Source organism: Vibrio sp. Vb339, from assembly GCF_902751245.1.
Classification (GTDB): Bacteria; Pseudomonadota; Gammaproteobacteria; order Enterobacterales; family Vibrionaceae; genus Vibrio; species Vibrio coralliirubri.
This window is the reverse complement of sequence record NZ_CADDIS010000001.1, coordinates 910,733-929,702: the sequence shown is the minus strand read 5'-3', so window position 1 is coordinate 929,702 and position 18,970 is coordinate 910,733. Positions and strand designations below refer to the sequence as shown.

Annotated in this window: 14 protein-coding genes; 7 read left to right on the top strand and 7 right to left on the bottom strand. The window is 45.6% G+C overall.

Annotated elements, in window-relative coordinates:
• Positions 1 to 58: 58 nt before the first annotated feature.
• Both HRQ85_RS04110 and HRQ85_RS04105 read right to left on the bottom strand, forming a co-directional pair.
• A complete protein-coding gene (locus tag HRQ85_RS04110; protein ID WP_172378779.1) occupies positions 59 to 2,188 on the bottom strand; it encodes a TonB-dependent receptor family protein in 2,130 nt (709 codons plus the stop codon).
• Positions 2,189 to 2,376: 188 nt separating this feature from the next.
• Complete coding sequence (locus tag HRQ85_RS04105) at positions 2,377 to 4,413, bottom strand: TonB-dependent receptor (RefSeq protein ID WP_172378778.1); 2,037 nt, start codon at positions 4,411 to 4,413, stop codon at positions 2,377 to 2,379.
• A 241-nt stretch (positions 4,414 to 4,654) separates the two neighbouring features.
• Here HRQ85_RS04105 and HRQ85_RS04100 point away from each other — a divergent pair, with 241 nt between their 5' ends.
• Genes HRQ85_RS04100 through HRQ85_RS04080 form a run of 5 tightly spaced genes read left to right on the top strand, consistent with a single transcriptional unit; the run spans position 4,655 to position 11,930 of the window.
• On the top strand, positions 4,655 to 5,866 hold the full coding sequence (locus tag HRQ85_RS04100; RefSeq protein ID WP_172378777.1) for an ATP-grasp domain-containing protein: 1,212 nt from the start codon (positions 4,655 to 4,657) through the stop codon (positions 5,864 to 5,866).
• Complete coding sequence (locus HRQ85_RS04095; RefSeq protein WP_172378776.1) at positions 5,863 to 7,674, top strand: IucA/IucC family protein; 1,812 nt, start codon at positions 5,863 to 5,865, stop codon at positions 7,672 to 7,674. Before HRQ85_RS04100 ends, HRQ85_RS04095 begins: the two co-directional genes overlap by 4 nt.
• Positions 7,675 to 7,680: 6 nt before the next feature.
• The gene (locus HRQ85_RS04090; protein WP_132942264.1) at positions 7,681 to 8,898 is read left to right on the top strand and encodes an MFS transporter; all 1,218 of its coding nucleotides are present in this window, start codon (positions 7,681 to 7,683) and stop codon (positions 8,896 to 8,898) included.
• The gene (locus HRQ85_RS04085) at positions 8,870 to 10,735 is read left to right on the top strand and encodes an IucA/IucC family protein (protein WP_172378775.1); all 1,866 of its coding nucleotides are present in this window, start codon (positions 8,870 to 8,872) and stop codon (positions 10,733 to 10,735) included. Before HRQ85_RS04090 ends, HRQ85_RS04085 begins: the two co-directional genes overlap by 29 nt.
• The gene (locus tag HRQ85_RS04080; protein WP_172378774.1) at positions 10,728 to 11,930 is read left to right on the top strand and encodes a type III PLP-dependent enzyme; all 1,203 of its coding nucleotides are present in this window, start codon (positions 10,728 to 10,730) and stop codon (positions 11,928 to 11,930) included. Before HRQ85_RS04085 ends, HRQ85_RS04080 begins: the two co-directional genes overlap by 8 nt.
• A gap of 169 nt (positions 11,931 to 12,099) precedes the next feature.
• Here HRQ85_RS04080 and HRQ85_RS04075 read toward each other — a convergent pair whose 3' ends face one another.
• Positions 12,100 to 13,125 (bottom strand): zinc-binding alcohol dehydrogenase family protein, encoded by a 1,026-nt coding sequence (locus HRQ85_RS04075; protein WP_172378773.1) that lies wholly within the window; start codon positions 13,123 to 13,125, stop codon positions 12,100 to 12,102.
• Positions 13,126 to 13,281: 156 nt separating this feature from the next.
• The gene (locus tag HRQ85_RS04070) at positions 13,282 to 14,049 is read right to left on the bottom strand and encodes a glycine betaine ABC transporter substrate-binding protein (protein ID WP_172379340.1); all 768 of its coding nucleotides are present in this window, start codon (positions 14,047 to 14,049) and stop codon (positions 13,282 to 13,284) included.
• 268 nt (positions 14,050 to 14,317) lie between these two features.
• On the opposite strand from HRQ85_RS04070, the gene HRQ85_RS04065 reads away from it, so the two are divergent.
• Positions 14,318 to 15,256 (top strand): LysR family transcriptional regulator, encoded by a 939-nt coding sequence (locus HRQ85_RS04065; protein WP_172378772.1) that lies wholly within the window; start codon positions 14,318 to 14,320, stop codon positions 15,254 to 15,256.
• Positions 15,257 to 15,398: 142 nt separating this feature from the next.
• Here the strand turns inward: HRQ85_RS04065 and HRQ85_RS04060 are convergent, their stop codons facing one another.
• Together HRQ85_RS04060 and HRQ85_RS04055 are read right to left on the bottom strand one after the other, a co-directional pair.
• Entirely contained in the window at positions 15,399 to 15,785 is a 387-nt protein-coding gene (locus tag HRQ85_RS04060) for a hypothetical protein (protein ID WP_050620552.1), read from the bottom strand.
• 167 nt (positions 15,786 to 15,952) lie between these two features.
• Positions 15,953 to 17,146 carry a benzoate/H(+) symporter BenE family transporter gene (locus tag HRQ85_RS04055; RefSeq protein ID WP_172378771.1) on the bottom strand — a complete coding sequence of 398 codons (1,194 nt, stop codon included), beginning with the start codon at positions 17,144 to 17,146 and terminating at the stop codon, positions 15,953 to 15,955.
• Between the two features lie 102 nt (positions 17,147 to 17,248).
• Between HRQ85_RS04055 and HRQ85_RS04050 the strand changes: the two genes are divergently transcribed.
• On the top strand, positions 17,249 to 17,815 hold the full coding sequence (locus HRQ85_RS04050) for a helix-turn-helix domain-containing protein (RefSeq protein WP_172378770.1): 567 nt from the start codon (positions 17,249 to 17,251) through the stop codon (positions 17,813 to 17,815).
• Positions 17,816 to 17,893: 78 nt separating this feature from the next.
• Here the strand turns inward: HRQ85_RS04050 and HRQ85_RS04045 are convergent, their stop codons facing one another.
• Positions 17,894 to 18,943 (bottom strand): cysteine synthase A, encoded by a 1,050-nt coding sequence (locus HRQ85_RS04045; protein WP_172379339.1) that lies wholly within the window; start codon positions 18,941 to 18,943, stop codon positions 17,894 to 17,896.
• Between the last annotated feature and the right edge of the window lie 27 nt (positions 18,944 to 18,970).

Here is an 18,970-nt window from a genome sequence, read left to right as displayed (position 1 = left end):
GAAAGCCGCCAAGAGTATTGGCGACTTTTATTCGTTATTACTTTCAATAAATTACGTATTAGAACTGATAATTCAGGTCCAAAGTGTAAGAACGTCCTGGGGCTGGATAACGACCAACGGGGCTGGTATCAATACCGCGGAAGTAATAGTCCTCATCAAACAAGTTGTTCACCGCAAGGTTCATGCGCAGCTTACTGTTTTCATCCTTGTACAAATCGGAACCTAGGTTAAAGTTCCAGACCATGTAGGCAGGCACTTTACCTGTCGCACCCGTTGCATCTTCGGCACTTGTATTCGCATTGTCAGAGTAAGACTCGCTGAAGTAGTAACCAGACAAAGTCGTATCTACCTTGCTAAAGGCGTAAGTCGCATCCCAACTAAATTGATGTTTAGACGTATAAGGAAGTTGATTGCCCTTGTTTGCCCCCTCTTCCTCTAACGTTGCATCTAAGTAGTTATAGCCAGCGCCCAAACTCAAAGCTTGCATCGCTTGAGGAATATAACGACCAGAGAGCTCAACACCTTGGTGAAGGGTTTTACCAATGTTATCGAAAGTTTGGGTAGCACTTTGCCATTGCAGCTGATCTTCAAAATCAATGCGGTAAAGTGCGATGTTAAAGCTGGTTGAATCTTGGTTGTAGCGAGCACCCAACTCGTAGTTCCACGCTAGTTCACTGCCCTCTTCACCTTTACCACGGATGTAAGCGATTTGTGGTGCACGCAAAGATTTCTGTGCATTGGTGTAACCCACCCATTGCTCTGTCAGATGGTATGCCACGGTTAAGCCGGGCAGCCATTCCGTCACTTTGTTGTCTGTGCTCTGTGCTGTACCCAGATCATCAAACGTCATATCAATCGATTCGTAACGAATACCCGGCGTAACTTTCAGTACATCATTGAACAGGCCGATTTCATTGCTGATGTAACCAGCAAAAGCGTCAGTATCTAAGTGCCAATCACGTGGGGTTGTTGTAGCACCACCAGCAATTGGTGTTTGGGTCAGCTTGTAATCAATGTCTTCGTTAACATAGCGCGCACCCACAATCACGTTTTGCGTTACGGTATTTCCGTCAAAGTACATCGCGAGTTTAGGTTCAACACCATAAACAGCAAATTCACGTGGTGACGTACGAATATCGGTTGATGGTAATGCCGGGTCCGCCCAGTGACCACCAGCGCTGTTAAAGCCCCATTGGAAGAAACGCTCAGAACGGTGGCCAAAGGTTAGTATTTCTAATTCGGCGCTATCTGCAAGATTCAAGTCATGCAGGTACTTCAGGCTCCAACGCGTTGAAGTGCCTTGATATTCATCGTATGGGCGCTTCGACTGAGTACGATCTTTTTCGTAATCATCCGGCGATAAAGCTCCGGGCATTTGGGTGTCGGCATCATAACGTTGAACGAAAGCTTGTAGCTCTTGAGTATCACTCAGTAACCATTGCAATTTGGCTTGGAAGTTTTTGACATCTGTGTCGGAGTGTTCACGGAAGCTTTCGCCTTTTAAGAAGTTACCCTCTACTTGAAGTGCCAGCGTATCGGTTAACCAGCCCCCCGTGCGCAGGTAAAAGTCGTTGAGCGGCGTATCGCCATCCTCGAATACTGTTAAGCGATTACTGATTTCCGTTTGCCACTCGTGTGGAATAGGCTTAGTCACCAAGTTAATCACACCACCCACGTTGTTTGGCCCATACTGCACAGCAGCGCCACCACGCACGATATCAATTCGGTCAAGCATCGACAGAGTCGCAGGGAAAATAGATTGTCCGGTATGACCATAAGGCGCAAGAGTCAGTGGCACACCGTCCATTAGAAATTGAGCATGACCACTGCGACTCGCTTTCAAACCACGCACTGAGATGTTAGGCAAAACACCGGTGCCCGTTTCGTCTTGAACCTTAATGCCCGGTACACTTTGGAAGGCCGAATCAATCGAAAGTGCGCCAGTCTTTTTAATTTGTTCGTTAGTTAGAACGGTACGCGCTCCCGGATACTCTTTCACATCCTCAAGTTCTGAATTACCGATCAAGCTGCCCGTCACGACAACCGTTTCCATGGTCGTCGTTTGCGGGTCCGATGCAGCAAACGCGCTCATGGAAGTCACTGAAGCGATGGCCATTGCAAGGGCACTTAGACGCAACTTTTGATGTGATTGAGTACAGGGTTTACCATCCAAATTCTGGTAAGGCATGAAAATCTCCTAAATAGGCAGGTTAGGGTCAAAGGCCGTGTTTACGGTTATATCGGCGCTTTGACCCTATGGGCTAAATGGCCTCAAAATAAGACCAACTGTTCACTCATTCGTAGCGAACAAAACAATCGTTTTTAGAGTAGAAAGAGCTCTTAGAAATGAACTCATTCTTAGAACATAATTAGCTTTTAAAACTGATAGCCGTAGCTGAGCATGAATTCGGCTGGCGCTCCGTAACCAATCTGGTTAGTACCAGACGTGCCGTTGGTTGCACCCAGAATGTATTTCTCATTAAGCACGTTGTAAGCATTCGCTTGAACTTTGTGACGACCCGTGGTGTACGCTGCCATCAAGTCAACCGTGGTGTAGTCACCCAGAGCTACCGCTTCATCATTACCCGCGTAACGGTCGCCTACGTATTTCACGCCACCACCCAAACGCCAGTTGTCATCTAACTGATAAGTGCTCCAAAGCGAAAACAGGTGATCAGACACATCATTTGGCTTTTTGCCTGTTTCTTTGTTTTCGGCATCGAGGTAGCTATAGCCCACCGAAATGTCCCACTGCTCTGTAAACTGACCGCGAGCTTCTAGCTCAATACCTTGGTGACGAGCTTCGATCTTGTTAACAACGTCTCCGTCTGTATTGGTTTCAGGTTGCTCTTGATCGATTTGGAAGATCGCTGCATTCAGCATCAAAGCGTTATCTAATAGGTAAGCTTTCGCGCCAATTTCTTTTAGATCAGTGTGGAAGAATTCTGCTAATTTAGGGTTGATGTAAATACCTGAGTAAGGCAATTGCCATGAACGAGCTAAGCTTGCGTACACTGACATGTCGTTGTTGATTCGGTAAACCAAACCACCGCGGTAGCTCACTTTGTTATCGTCTAGGTTCTCTTTTGCTGAGCCCGCTTTTTGCTGCTCAAGCTCCATCGAGTCGTAACGCACATTGCCGATCACTGAAAGATCACCAAAGGTGTAAACGTCTTGAATGTAGACGCCAGTAGTCGTTGTCGTGTTATCACGGAAAGGTTTGAAACCCGGATCAGGCGTTGGACCTGCAACTGGATTATAGATATCTTTCGAAGGTAAAGTTTTGTCGCTTGCGAGAGTGAGATCGATATTGATCTGGTTGTAATCGGCACCAATCATCATTTGGTTAGAATCCGTTTCCCAAACCAATTCAGACTGCAGTGTTGTCGTGGTACGAGGGTCATAGCCGAAGTTGTTCACGGTTTGAGATACTTGATCCCCTGTTACCGTGCCCTGACGCGTGCCTTTTTGCTCAAGCTCGATATGGTTATACGCCGCGCGGTTTGTCCATGCCCATTCGCTATTCAAAAGCCATTCATAATTAACGCCAACACGAATGCTGTCCGACTCTTGGTAATCGTTCGTGCCACCGTAAAACGTGCTTTCAGAGACGTCGACAGGCTTACCATTCTTTGATGGAACACCACGATATGGCACCAACTCCTGGTGAGCATATTCGACATCGAGATCAATCGTGTGACCATCCGCTGGTAATACACGAATGGTGGGTGCGATAAAGAAGTCATTCGAGTCGACGTGGTCTACATAGGAATCCGATTGTCGACTTTCCACGTTGATACGCCCGCTGACTTTATCACTAAACGCCATCGAACTGTCAACCTGACCAACAAACAGATTGTTGCTGCCAACACTGCCATTAACGTGAGTGAAGTTATCTCCGTTAGCACGCTTGGTGACCAAGTTGATGATACCACCTGCTGAACCTCGGCCATAAAGTGCGCCCGCAGGGCCTTTGACCACTTCGACACGTTCGATATTCGCTAAGCTTCGGTACGATTGAAGCGTTCCGTCATCACGCATGCCGTCACGGTACATATCGTTGAGAGCATCAAAACCACGAATCACAAATTGGTCTCGGCTCCCCTCACCCAAGGTGTTGTTAACTCCGGCAACACCATCAAGAGCATCCACCAAACGTACAGCACCGCGGTCTTGCATTTCCGTTTTTGTGACAACAGATACTGCCTGCGGTACATCCAACCATTCGACATCAGTTTTGGTACCCGACTGAGGCATATGCTCCGCGTAACCTTCGTACTGATGACCAATAACTTGCAGAGTTTCATCCACAGCTACACCTTCTGCTGCCATAACATTTGGCACAATAGATACTGCTGTTAATGCACCTCCAATTGCCAAAGCGAGTGGGGACAAGGCCAATCTAATGTTCATTATCTAATTCCATTTTAGTTTATAAAATCACAATAGTGCGAATGAAAACAAATATCATTTATATTTGCAATATATATTTTTTGATCTATATTTGCCTTGCAATATGCAACACCACTAATGACATAAGAGTCAATAAAAACAATAAGATAGGAAAATTCTCTTTCTTATATACCCGAAAGAGAGCACTTGAAAGCGAGTTGTGAGCAGGCGACAACAACGTTTTGGAAATTAGGAAAGCCCCATGAAATCTACGATAATCATCGTGAGTCACGTCGTGAATGATGCGATCACTCACGGCTTCGTACCGACAGCAAAAGCGATGGGTCTCCACGTCGTTTTGATCACAGACCACAAACTCAACCACTTAAAACTGGCCACTGATGACGACCGCTTTAATCCCGATGAAATTTTAGAATGTGATGTTTTTAATCCTCTTGATCTTATCGAGACCATCACAGAACGAGACCTAAAACCCGGTGCTGTATTCAGTAACAGCGACCATTTACAAACCTCCACCGCAATCTGTGCACAGTTCTTTGGTGTGCCTGCTAAAGATTGGAATGTAACGCTTAAGGCGAAAAACAAATACTTAACTCGTCAGGTTCTCAACGAAAAATCGTTACCTAATACTCAAAGTGTTTTGTTAAGTCGAGAGAGCGCTCCTGTATTCGATTTCGATTTTCCTGTCGTTGCGAAGCCCAAGGAAGGCGTCGCTAGTTTAGACGTGCAGCGCTGCGAGTCTGCAGCTGAGCTGGATAACTATTGCGATACGTTTTGGCAAAAGCACCCTACGACTCCCATTTTGGTTGAGGCGTTTTTACAAGGTCCGCTTATCACTGTCGAAACCATTGGCGACGGGGAAAATTTAGTCGCACTTGGGGGGTTCGATGTGGAACTCTCGGCGCCACCTTACTTCATCGAAACAGCGGCGAGTTGGAATGGTATTAACAGCGTGCACTACCGTGATGAATGTATACGTCAGCTTCAAGAATTCGGGGTGGGGTTTGGTGTCTGTCATAGCGAATTCATCATCACAGATTCGGGGCCGGTACTGGTCGAGATCAACTATCGAAGTATTGGTGATGGCCGGGAATTTTTGCTTGATAACCTCAGTGGCGGGAATTGGTTCAATACCATCTTAAGCCTTCACTTGGGTCACAAACTTGACCCTACATTTCGCATTGATGGCAACGCCCATGTGCACTATGTAGTGGCGCAACAAAGCGGTTTGATTGAAGGGTCATCAACCTCTTTCATTCACCAAGAGGGCGATATTGTCACTCAACAACAAGTGCTTAAGAGGGTTGGTGAGACGTTCCAACAAAGTTTCTCCAACAAGGATTACCTAGCGAGAATTTCGGTCGTTTCTCCTTCTGGTCAAACTCTAGAACCCGCGCTACAACAGGCAATCTCTCGCTTCAATCTAACAGCAAAAAACGAGGTAACAGCATGAATGAAAACGCGTTATACCTCACTCAGCGATTAGTCGATACGTGTTTGCGTGAAGACTTGTTTGGATTGGTTTCTCAAAGCCGATTTAAATCTCAGCTCCCGAGTGAACTCAAACTATCTTCTTATCCTCGTAATCAAATTTGGGCTGTTTTTGCAGATTCATACTTTACACTCTACTTGCCCGTTACTCCGAGCTATTACATGCAACGTTGGGTTTACGGCCAACCAGATGGCTCGAAAGGTGATGGTTGGTTCATCGAGAGAAATGGTGTCGTTGAAACCCAGCAGCACTATCAAGATTGGATCGAATTATTGAAAGCAGGTGCTCACGAAAGCTCGCATTCGTTATTAGATGGTTATTTGCAAGAACTCGAATGCGCCGAAAAACACAAAGGATTGTGCGATAGCGCCTTCAGCCAGCACTCGGAAGCACTCATGCTGCCAATTTCTCAACTAGAACGTTGGGAGCAAAAGCTATTACGCGCTGATCAAATCGCATCATATCTTGATCACCCTTACTACCCGACAGCACGTGCTAAGTTCGGTTTAAGCGATCACGATCTAGAGCAATTCGCGCCAGAATTTGCACAAAGCTTTGAACTTCGTTGGCTCGCAATCGAGAAGTCACTCGTTACATTGACCAGCCCGCAGCCGGAATGTTGGCCGACGATGGAGCAAGTGGGCCTGCCCGCCGATTTTGCTCTTAGCCATAAGTTATTTCCTGCACATCCATTAACCCTTCAAAGCCTTGAAAGCCTCCCTGATTGCGTCATTGAAGCGCCGGGTGCTTATCTTGAGGTGACTCCTACCCTGTCAGTGCGCACAGTGGTCGTGAATCAAGCACCACAGGTCCACATCAAGGTGCCGCTGATCATGCGATCTTTGGGTACTAAAAACATTCGCCTAATCAAACCCTCCACGCTCTATGATGGGCATTGGTTTGAACGTTTATTGACGCACTTAGAGCAAACAGATCAAGACTTACACGGCACGCTTTTCCATTGCAATGAGAAACATGGCGGGCATGTTGGAGACGATAAAACCTTTGCTTACATTGTGCGTGAATACCCAGTGAGCTACTTCCAAGACAAAGCACTGGTGCCTGTGGCTGCCCTTGCCAGTCCAATGCCTGATGAACGTTTGTTCTTGGAACACCTCGCCGAACAGTATTATCAGAAAAACACGCTGACTTGGTTTAAAGATTACGTTGATCTACTTTGCAAAGTGCACCTTACATTGTGGATTCGTTACGGTATCGCTTTGGAGTCTAACCAACAAAACGCCATCATCGCATTCGATGAGCAAGGCAAGATGACCTTAGCCATGAAAGACAACGATGCTGCACGTATTTGGCCAGAGCGTTTCCAAACGTTTGAGCAACAATCACCCGTAAAATGCGATCATCTTTTAGACCAACGCATCACTGTAGATAACGAGCTTGCTCTTGGTCAGATGTTTACCACCATTACTTTGCAGTTAGACATAGCCGCGATTGTGGAAGCAATGGCGACGAGAGGAATCGCCACGTCAGCTTATCTGTATGAAGTGGTCGCCAATAGCCTCTCCCAACAACTTAACCAGTTGGATGAACAAGGACACAACACCAAGCTCGCAAACGAGATGTTGTTTGAATCACCCAACCTATACGCTAAGTATCTATTGAGCTCGGGTAGCTTATTGTCTAAAGAGGCATCTGGCGCAAGCGATATCAATAAATTCTATGGCTTGTCGGCACCGAACTTCTTATTGCTAACCAGCGAAGAAGCACAACACGCTTACCTTGAAAACATCAAGCAGAGCGTGAGTTAACCCGTCATGACCAAACTCATCTATTGCGTGCTTTTAAGCCACTTTATCGCCGCGTTTGCAGCTTTAGGAATGCCGTTGTTTTTGCCAATGGTATTGCCGACATTGGATGCAAACATTACTGCGGACTGGGCAGGGATACTGTTCATTTTACCCACCTTTTGCACTGCCGTTGCGGCACGTTTTTGGGGACAGTTTGCTGATAAATATGGCAGACGTCGCTCTCTATTACGAGCTCAACTCGGGCTTGCAGCAGGCTTCGCGCTGTGTGGCTTAGCCGATAATCTATCCATGTTTGTGTTTGGTCTTGTCGTTCAAGGAACCTTTGGTGGCACCATGGCCGCCTCAAACAGCTACTTATCCAGTCAAATCAACGATGCGAAAGCACTCGGTAAATCACTCAATAAAACTCAGCTTTCTGCCCGTCTGGCGCTAATTATTGCTCCGATTGGGCTTGGCTGGAGTTTATCAGCAACAAACCCGCTGAACGCGTACCTGTGGCTGTCCGCTTTGCCGCTATTCGCGCTAGTGATCACCTTAACATTACCCATTGATGACTTAGCGAAATCTAAGGGAATTGTAAAAGATCAGGCATCGAAGAAAGCTCAATGCAGCCAAGTCAATTCGTTAAATACGCTTTACTGGGTGTTTGGCGCGCAGTTCAGCTTTGCTTTCGCCATGGTCGTCACGTTCCCCTATTTCTCGCCTTATGTGCAGCAATATGGCGTGACAAATCAAGCGTGGATTGGATTTCTATATGCCCTCCCACATGGTGTTTATCTGCTCTTTGCAGGGAAAGTTCATCTGTTCTCTGAATGGGTTGATCGCCACCAGCTTGAACACAATCAAGCGCAGCGTACTTTATGGCTAGGCTTTGGTTTGCTTTCACTCAGTGCAGCAATGCATCTCACGCCATATCAAGAAGTGTTGATTATTGCTCGTATTGTTTTCGGACTTGGCATGGTTTGCTGTTATCACGGCTTGCATCAAGCATTAGCAAACCAAATTGATCGACGACAAAGCGGCAAAGTATTTTCGCGCTTTGACGCTATGTCTAAATGGGGTGGCGTTGCGGCTGGATTGAGCGCGTCTTTCATATCAAGCCAGGGCTGGCTTAAGGTTCCTTTCATACTTTCTATGTTGGTCAGTGGCATTGCTGCTATCGCGCTGATCATCCATTCAAAATTTGGACATCAACATGTTACAGACTCAATTACCTCCAAGTGAATATTCCGCTGAAGACCAAGTTCTTCAAAATCGTAAAAAAGTACTGCTAAACCGAGAAAAAGCCCAACTCAATACCATCATGGGCGTGGTGAACTGTTACTTGCGTGAATACGCGATACCCAATGAACAGGTTAATTGGCGCTACAGTTCGGCTTCTCTTCCTCAAACTTTGAAAAGAAACTACAACGCTCACCAACGCGTGGCCATTCACCTACCTCATCAAGATCAACCTCAGAAAAATGGTCTGATGGTTTTACCCGTTGAGTACATCAGTAAACTGGGGAAAGTGAAGCTCAGTGATACACCTTGGGCTAAAATGCCCGGTGCAGCTTGGTGCAAATTGGACGCAACGCAAACCCTGACGCTTCTACTCAGTTACCTAAAACAAGTGCTGAGGATTCCATTCAATCACGAACTGGTCGAGCAAATGGAAAACAGTTTGTTGATTACCGAGCAGTTCCTAAACTCAGACAACTCACCCCAGCATCACAATGCGTTTATCGCATCAGAGCAATCGTTACTTTGGGGACATACTTTTCACCCAACGCCAAAGAGTCGATCAGGCGTAAGCATAGATGATCTGCTAGCGTGTTCCCCTGAAGTTGGCGCTAAGGTTCCTCTCTATTGGTTTAAGATCGACACAGAATTGCTTGATATCTTAAGTTCAGATGACCGAACGTCACCAACGACCATGCTTGAACAACTTGCGCCAGACGAGAACAATTCAGCAACTACCATGCTTTACCCTTGCCACCCTTGGGAAAGTTACACACTTTTGCAAAACCCAGTGGTCAAAACGGCCATTGAACAAGGCAAAATCACCCCTCTTGGATTAGGGGGGAAAAAACTCTTACCCACCTCATCCGTGCGCACTCTGTATCACCCAGATATGGATTGGTTCGCCAAGTTCTCTATTAATGTACGTTTAACCAACTGCGTACGTAAAAACGCATGGTATGAGCTCGATAGTGCCGTTCAATTAACCTCGATTCTGCATCCAATCAAAGAAAGCGAACAGTTACGTAATCCAGTATTCAAGGTAATGACTGAACCTTACGCCACCACATTGAATCTAGAATCTGTGGCTGAACAAGAACATGCGGATGTTATTAAGGCTCGAGAATCATTTGGTATTTTATATCGAGAGAATTTCAGTTTAAGTGAAACCGATATTTTGCAACCAACGTTAGCGGGTGCGCTCTTTGCTTACGACACTGACGGGAACAGTTGCATCGCCACTCAACTCAAACAAAAAGCGCAAACAACACAAAGCCAATATGCAAATATCGCCACGCTGTGGTTTGAACGCTATCTGCATTGTTTGATTCCTGGTGTCTTTAACTACTACTTCAAACACGGAGTTGCGTTTGAACCTCACCTACAAAACACGCTGATTGGTTTTGAAAAAGACATGCCATGCTGTGTATGGATTCGAGACTTAGAAGGCACTAAGCTGCTACCCGAATTTTGGCCATCAGAGACACTTCAGCAACTTTCAGAGCGTGCTCGTCAATCGGTGTACTACAGCCGTGAGCAAGGTTGGAACCGCATAGGTTACTGCACCTTCATTAACAATGTTAGTGAAGCTATTTTCTTTATCGCTGAGGGGGACTCGGCACTTGAGAATACGTTATGGGGAACTTTAAAAGACGCTATCGTCCGCTGGCAGTCGATCAATGGTCAGCAACCAGAACTGATGGCATTGATTAACGATGGCCACTTCCCAAGTAAAAATAACTTCACAACCCGTTTGATGCAAAATGCCGATAAAGAGTCTGGGTACACACTAGTTGCTGCACCTTGGCCGACTCACAAAAGAGGAGCTCAACATGCTTAATTCGCCTCAACTTCCTGAGAACATCCATCAAGAAATCCACCAATTGGCCAAGCAACAAACTCAACCATTATGTGCTTATCTTTATGATCTCGATGCATTGAAGCTGCACATTAAGCAGATGCGCCATGTATTACCAAAAAACGTAGAGTTATTTTATGCCGCGAAAGCGAATCCTTCAGAACCAATATTACGCACTTTAGCTCCTTATGTTGATGGTTTCGAAGCGGCATCAGGCGGAGAGCTTACACACCTCCACCAGCAACAACTCAATAAACCACTGATCTTTGGTGGCCCTGGGAAAATGCCAAGTGAATTAGAGCAAGCAATTGAACTCGATGTTGATGCGATTCATGTGGAGAGCCTCACTGAGCTACAACGCATTGGTGCTTTAACTCAGAGGTTGAATCGGCCCGCTTCGATCTTTTTGCGTATGAACATCGACATTGGTGACATCACACTGAGCAAATTAGCCATGGGGGGAAAACCCACTCCGTTTGGACTCGATGAGGGTGAACTCAATAACGCCTTGATGTATCTACGCGACTTTCCCTTGATAAAGCTAAAAGGCTTCCACTTCCACTTAATGTCGCATCAACTTGAAGTCGATCGCCACCTCGCCTTGATGCAACGTTATTTCCAAGTCGTCAAACAGTGGCAAAGAACATTCTCACTCGATGAGCTGATCATCAATCTAGGTGGAGGTATGGGAATCAATTACCAAGACCCGCATCAACACTTTCCTTGGATGGAGTTCTGCGACAAGTTGGAATTCTTGATTGCTAAAGAACATATACAAGACTGGAAGCTACGTTTTGAATGTGGCCGCTATATCACGGCACCGTGCGGCTATTACGTGATGGAGGTACTGGATATTAAGCAAAACCTTAGTGAGAACTTCGTGATTGCTCGTGGTGGAACACACCATTTCCGTACACCTGCTGCACAGAACCATGACCACCCTTTTGTTATCGTGAAAAGTAATCAACAACCCACCATTTCACATCCGATAAGCTATGCTACAGCCACACTAGTTGGACAACTTTGCACTCCAAAAGATGTGATGGCACGAAATCAACATATCGACCAGGTCGATATCGGTGACTATGTGGTGTTCACCCTAGCAGGCGCTTATGCTTGGAACATCTCGCATCAAAACTTCTTAATGCATGAACCTCCGGTGTTTCATTATTTCTAGGCACCCCGCTGTGCTCTATGATTTCTAACTGACGGTTTGAGTTGAACATCCATAGAGCCAGCTAAAGACACTAAATGAAAAAGGCGTTAGTAAACTCAGGTCTACTAACGCCTTTCTTATGTTTGTCTTAGCCCTTTTTCCAAACAACTACAGACTCAAACATCAAAGACTAGTATTTGATGGCTGTTTTACCAATCGAGGCACTGCTTTCAATACGTTGGTGTGCATCTTTGATTGTATCCACACTAAAGCCATTTAGGGTCGTGGTAAGCGTCGTTTTAATGCGGCCCGTATCAATCAGATTTGCGGCTTGGAATAGGATGTCTTGCTGCTTCTGGATATCTTCGGTGTTAAATAGTGAACGTGTGAACATCAGCTCCCAAATAAAGCCCGCTGATTTGCCTTGCAGCGCTGATAAGTCAATGCCACCGTCAAACTCTACGATCGAACTGATCATGCCTTGCGGTGCGATCAACTCAACCATCGCATCCCAGTGCCCTTTTGTATCAGCAACATTGAAGATGTAGTCGACATGTTGAATGCCTTGCTCTCGCACAGATTCGACAAGGTTACGGTGGTTCACCACATGATCCGCCCCCATATCTCTTACCCACTGCTCCGTTTCAGGTCTTGAAGCTGTAGCGATAACATTGAGGTTGGTGAGTTGCTTAGCCAGTTGAATAGTGATCGAGCCTACACCGCCCGCTCCACCAATGATCAGGATAGACTTTTTCTCTTCAGGACGAACACGCAGGCGGTCAAACAACGCTTCCCACGCCGTAAGTGTTGCTAATGGCATAACGGCTGCAGCTTCATCAGAAAGGCTCTTAGGCGCTTTAGCGGTAATACGGTAGTCCACAGCTTGGTATTCTGCGTTAGCACCCATGCGTGTTACGTCACCCGCATAGTACACACGGTCACCGACTTCGAAACCTTCAACGTCAGCACCTTTACCAACAATTTCACCGACTGCGTCATAGCCCAGCACTTTTGGCTGCTCAAGAGTTTTGTCTTTAGCATTACGAATACGAATTTTTGCGTCAGCAGGATTGATAGAAGTCGCGCTCACTTTTACCAGCAAATCATTATTTTTTAGTTCTGGCAGACTCGTTTCAAACTCAAATAAACTGTTTTGCTCTGTAATCGCAAGTGATTGAGTAAATCCGATCGCTTTCATTTTTGATGGTACTGACATTGTGCTTTCTCCTTGAATTAGACGAGTTAATCTTAGTCAATTCTCACCCTAGATAAACCGCCTAATATTTGAATGATTTTCAAATAATTTTTGATAATAGTGTTGCCGTTATCTGGGTAATGCAGACATCTCACAGCATTACCAACGGCTTAGAGGTTAAATCAGGCCTTTCTCAATCAACCAATCATGTGTGACTTGATCTTGTGGTTTACCTTCACGGCAAACTTTGTAATCCAGCTCTGCGATGATGTCGTTCGAGAAGCGCAGGGAATCCAACTTCTGAATCTGTTGTTCGCTGAACAGATGCTGCTTGTCGTCTCTCAAAAGAAGCACTGCTCTGTCCACAATTCCAAGTAGGCCTTTTGGTTCTTTGAACTCACGAATATCGTAACGATAGTGCAAGAACTGAGGTTTCCACAGTGGCACTACCACCCACTCTTTGTTTGCGACCGCACTTTCAAAGGCACTGAAACAATCGTCTTCACTGCCAGGAAAGAACTCGTAGCCGGCATCGCTCAGGCCATAATCTTTCACCATCTGGATAGAGAAGCGTGTGATACCAGCGCCGGGGTTGATGCCTTGGATGGTCGAGTTCATTTTCTCGATCACTTCAGCTTTTAGTAAATCAGAGACTTCAGAAACCGCCGCTTCAGGCACATAGTCTGGTACGCCCCACAAAGCATAAGGTTCATAATGAAGTCCAAGCTCGATAAGTGGCTCAACTTCTTCAACGCCCGCTTTGTAGATACCGTGACTTGATGGCAGCCACGCAGAAGAAAGCATATCCACTTCGCCTGTTTTCAGCTTTTCAAAGTTCTCCTGATGTGGAGAGAAAATACGCTCTACCTCAAAACCCATGGCTTTCAATACATTGGCAACCAATGATGCGGTCGTACGGTGGAACGACAAATCCGTTACACCCATTGTGATTTTCTTAGTCATCTTATCCCCCTAGATCGTAGGCTTCGTCCATACAGTGCGTACTGCGCTACGTTGTCGATATGGAAAAATGATAGTGATAAAATTACTAATGAAAAACAGCCTCATATTTGAATTATTATCAAATTAGTTTTGACAATTAAATGTTTGAAGCTAACTTAGAAGCGATAAGTAGAGATAACCCATTTGCAGATTGTGATGGGGAAATATCCCAACGCCATATTTAGAACATAATTCAATACAGGTAGATAATATGCTTCTTGAAGACTTACAGGTCATTTTGAAAGTGGCGGAGTTTCGCAGTATCACCGCAGCAGCCACCAACCTTGATATGCGTACAGCCACAGCGAGTGCAGCAGTAAAACGCGTTGAAGCAGCACTCGGTGCGGAGTTATTTATAAGAACCACGCGCCACCTAAGGCTCTCTTCTGCAGGCGAACGTTATTTACCGGAATGCGAACAAGCCTTAAAGATGTTGGAGCAAGCAAAGCTCAACATGCGCGAAGAGCTCGGTATTCTTGATGGTGAAATTCGAATAGCGCTTTCATCGGATCTAGGACGCAACCTAATCACACCTTGGTTAGATGAGTTCTTACTTGAATACCCAAAGGCGACGCTTCGCACTAGCATCAGCGATAGCAATATCGACTTCTACCGAGATTCCGTCGATATGGCGCTGCGTTACGGCTCCCCGACCGATGCGAACATGTATGGTTTCAAGATATGCGATGTGCCGAGGATATTGTGTGCGGCTCCTGAATACTTGGCTGAAATGGGCACACCAAAACACCCGAGTGACTTAGCACAACACAATGGTTTGCTTTACCAACTCCATGACATGTTGCAAGACGAGTGGGTGTTTAACGATGGTACTCAAGACCATAAAGTGAAACTAAAAGGAAATCGCGCTTCGAACGACGCAGACCTTGTAAGACGTTGGTGTATCGCGGGTAAAGGGGTGGCAATAAAATCTTGTTTAGACATGTCACCTCATCTGCTTTCAGGCGAAGTGGTTAAAGTTATGCCTGAATTTAAGCCGACCCCTACCGAGCTCTGGTTAGTGTGTCCAAGTCGCCAATCCATCACCCCTACTGTGCGTCTACTGAGAGATTTATTCAGAGAGAAGACCGCAGAGATCCTTTCGCAACTGAGCAAACAAGGCATTATAGAAAGCACAACATCTTTAGATTGAACGCCGCTTAAAGATAAGAAACAGAGAGACAAAAAAGGCGTTAGCGAACTTCAATTCGCTAACGCCTTTCATCATTAGAACATCATAGCCTCATGATGAACCTTAATAAGAGTACTTAGTTTAATACTCTTAATACAAAAGCTTAGTTTGACTCGTCTTCAACATCGCAGTCTGCACAGCACTGAAGAGCAATCTCATGTTCGAAGGTGATAGTGTCTTTACCTTCTTCTACTAGCTCTGCGATTTCGTCTGCCACTTCTTTTTCATCATCCGCTTCGATTCCGCTTGCTAGCTCTTCTTCTGAATAACCAAAGAAATTAAGCAGTAAGTACTCGCGAGCTTCTTCTTTCGTACAAACCACGTCTGCTGAAAGATCGGGTGTAACCTCGCCTTGTGCAAGTGTCGCTGTCACTTGTGCGATAGCATCGTCTTTCATCGCAGGCGTTAACCAACCAAGATCAGTACTTACTGTCGTTTTTTTACAGTCGAAGCAAGGCAATTGGTGAAAGTAGTATTGAAACGTAGTCATAGGAATATCTTCTTTAAATATTGTATAGCGAGATTATGCGCGTTTTGTAGCAAAATACTATCTCAATCACAACCAAAGGCTTGTTCAAGCAGAATATTTGTACCAAGTTTAGAGTTGCATGATGAGATTCAATAAACTCGAGCTTTGCGTAGGTAAACTTTCCATCATTAAGACTGAGCTTGTGAAGCTCTATTATCCCCATTCGTTCTGACTTTGTAATTGTGTAACCAGCAACAAAGTAAACCAATACAAAGCCCCCAGAACGCACTTCCGATACCCAATAAATTCGTACCAGAAGCTGTAAATAAGAACGTAAACAATGCAGGCTCTCGATAGTGGGTGTCTGCCATCGAAACAGCTAAACAATTCATCAAGGTCGGCATCACCGCTAAGCCAGCAACTGCAATGACAATCTCGGAGGGCACAGCGCTAAACAGCGACACAAATGACATCCCCATCACGCCAGCTAACAAGTAAAACCCGCCCATACAAATCCCCGCCATATAACGTGTCTTTGGATTACTATCCGCATTAGGGCCCATACAAATAGCGCCCGTAATCGCTGCAAGGTTATACGCAAAGCCACCAAACGGTGCGAAAATCAAACCTGTCACCCCGGTGGTGGTAATGATCTTCGATGAATCGACTTGGTATCCATTCGCTTTTAGAACCGCAAATCCCGGTAAGTTCTGTGAAGCCATCGTCACTATAAACAGTGGGATACCCGCACTGAACAACGAAAAGAACTCAAAATCGGGCGTGATGAACACTGGGGTCGTTAATCCCATAGTCACCTGACTGACATCGAGTTTGCCAAAACCCACACACATGACCAGTGCGATGATGAAAATGCTTGGGATCAGTAAATTTCCTAACCGCTCTTTCGCCAGAATAAATACAGCGAGCATGACCGCTACGACTTGTGCCTCTTCAATTAACGACGTGAACAAACCTAATCCGAATTGCAATAGAATCCCTGCGAGCATCGCAGAGGCAATCGATGTTGGGATCTGTTTTAGAACTTTCTCAAATATCCCCGCTAATCCAACTAACGTGATCAACATCGAACTGAACAAAAACACGGCCACAGCCTGATTCATTGTCAGCCCTTCAAGAGATGTGATTAACAACGCTGCTCCAGGCGTCGACCACGCTGTAACCACTGGCTTCTTGTAATGAAACGAGAGCAGCATTGTGGTTATCCCCATGCCAATCCCCAATGCCCAAAACCATGACGCCACTTGTTCTTCGGTTGCTCCAGCACTCATCGCGGCTTGGAAAATGATCGCCGCGGCGCTTGCATACCCAATAAATACAGCAATAAAGCCCGTACTAACGTGGGAAAATTTTAGCTTAGTCATGTTATTTTATTCCTATGTGCGTTATAACGTCCATAAGCTAAACCTAGCACTTGTGCGCTATAACGCACAAGCTATTTGTAGATAAAATCTTGTAGAAAAAGTATGCAAACAGAAATTAAAGTCGGTACTAACTTAAAACGCCTACGCCAAGAAAAGGGCTGGAGCCTAGATAAAGCAGCAAAAGCGACAGGCGTAAGTAAAGCAATGTTAGGTCAAATTGAACGTGGGGAGTCCAGCCCAACCGTCGCTAAGCTCTGGCAGATCGCATCTGGGTTTGAAGTGTCATTTTCCAGTTTCATCACAGAAAGTTCGAACAATGAGCTGACGAGTTTATTCAGAGATGCAAACGAGTTAAGGCGTGAAGAATATAACGTTGGTTTCTTCGTCAGCTTATTATTTCCTTTTGAAGAGGCACTTGGGTTTGAGATCTTCGAGCTAACCCTCGCCCCTGGCTATCAGCATGAATCCGACCCGCATAACACTGGTGTCACTGAACATATATTATGTATTTCCGGAGAGATGGCCGTGCTTTTTGATGGTGAATGGCAAACATTACAGGCAGGACAAGCCGTTCGCTTTAACGCTAACCAGAGCCATGGCTACAAAAATATCGGTGAAGGTAATGCCGTATTTAATAATGTTATTCACTACCCGAATAACAAGCAATAGTGCCAGACTTGGCGCTAACGGATGTTTAGCGCTCACGAAAGGGGTGGCAAACCACTGGCCAGTATTAACTTAGAACAACTATACGTTGACAACCATGCTGCCATCTTCTGCTTGATAACGAGCCCATAGTTGAGAAAGGTTTTCTTTATCAAGCTGTATCTCTTTTTCTTTCAGAAACGCTTCGTTGTGCAGCTTCGAATACGAGCGCTCAGCAAGGTCACAGCTAAATGTAACGATGGTTTTCCCTTTCCCCATTCTAGCCGCAGCGTATAGCGCACCTGCTGCGTTCAATGACGAACTGCTTCCTAGAAGAATACCGTCATGCTCCGCAACAAGTCGGGATATCGTCACCAAATCCTGATCGGGAAGCGTGATTGCACGATTGATTTTTGCCTGCCTGAAATTTTCAACCGTTCGCATGATCCCTATGCCTTCCGTGAACGAACTTCCCGTTGATTGATAGTGCCCATTACGTAGAAACGAATAAATGCCGGACCCCTCTGGGTCAACTAACCAAGTTTCGAGATTGGGTTGCTGCTCAGATAGATAATGTGAGTTTCCGGCAATGGTTCCACCCGTCCCCACCACAGAAACTAGAGCATCAATTTCCCCTTGAGTTTGCTGCCAAATTTCCGGTCCAGTATTTAAATAGTGCGCTCGATAATTACTGAGATTTTCGAACTGATCTGCCCACCAATAATTCTCATTTTCAACGCCTATCCGCTTGGCCGTGTGGTAAAAGTGTTCAGGGTTTGCAAACGGACAAGGGTCGACCAATAACAGCTCAGCGTTATAAAGCGAGATCATACGCTCTTTCTCTTGTGCCTGCCCTTTTGGCATCACCACCAACATTTTATAACCGAGGGATTTAGCGACTAGAGCAAGGCCGATCCCTGTATTTCCTGCGGTACCTTCAACGATTGTCATCCCTGGCTTAAGCTTGCCAGCTTCTACGGCATCCTTAACAAGCTGAAGAGCTGCTCTATCTTTAATCGAACCACCCGGATTCTGGTGTTCGCACTTAAGAAGAATCTCACAACCTGATATCTCTGAAAGACTGTTGATTCTAACAAGATCAGTATCGCCAATCAGTTCGCTGAGATTGTTTGCAATATGGGCAGATGACATCGCGACTCCGTTTATTTGTTGAGGATA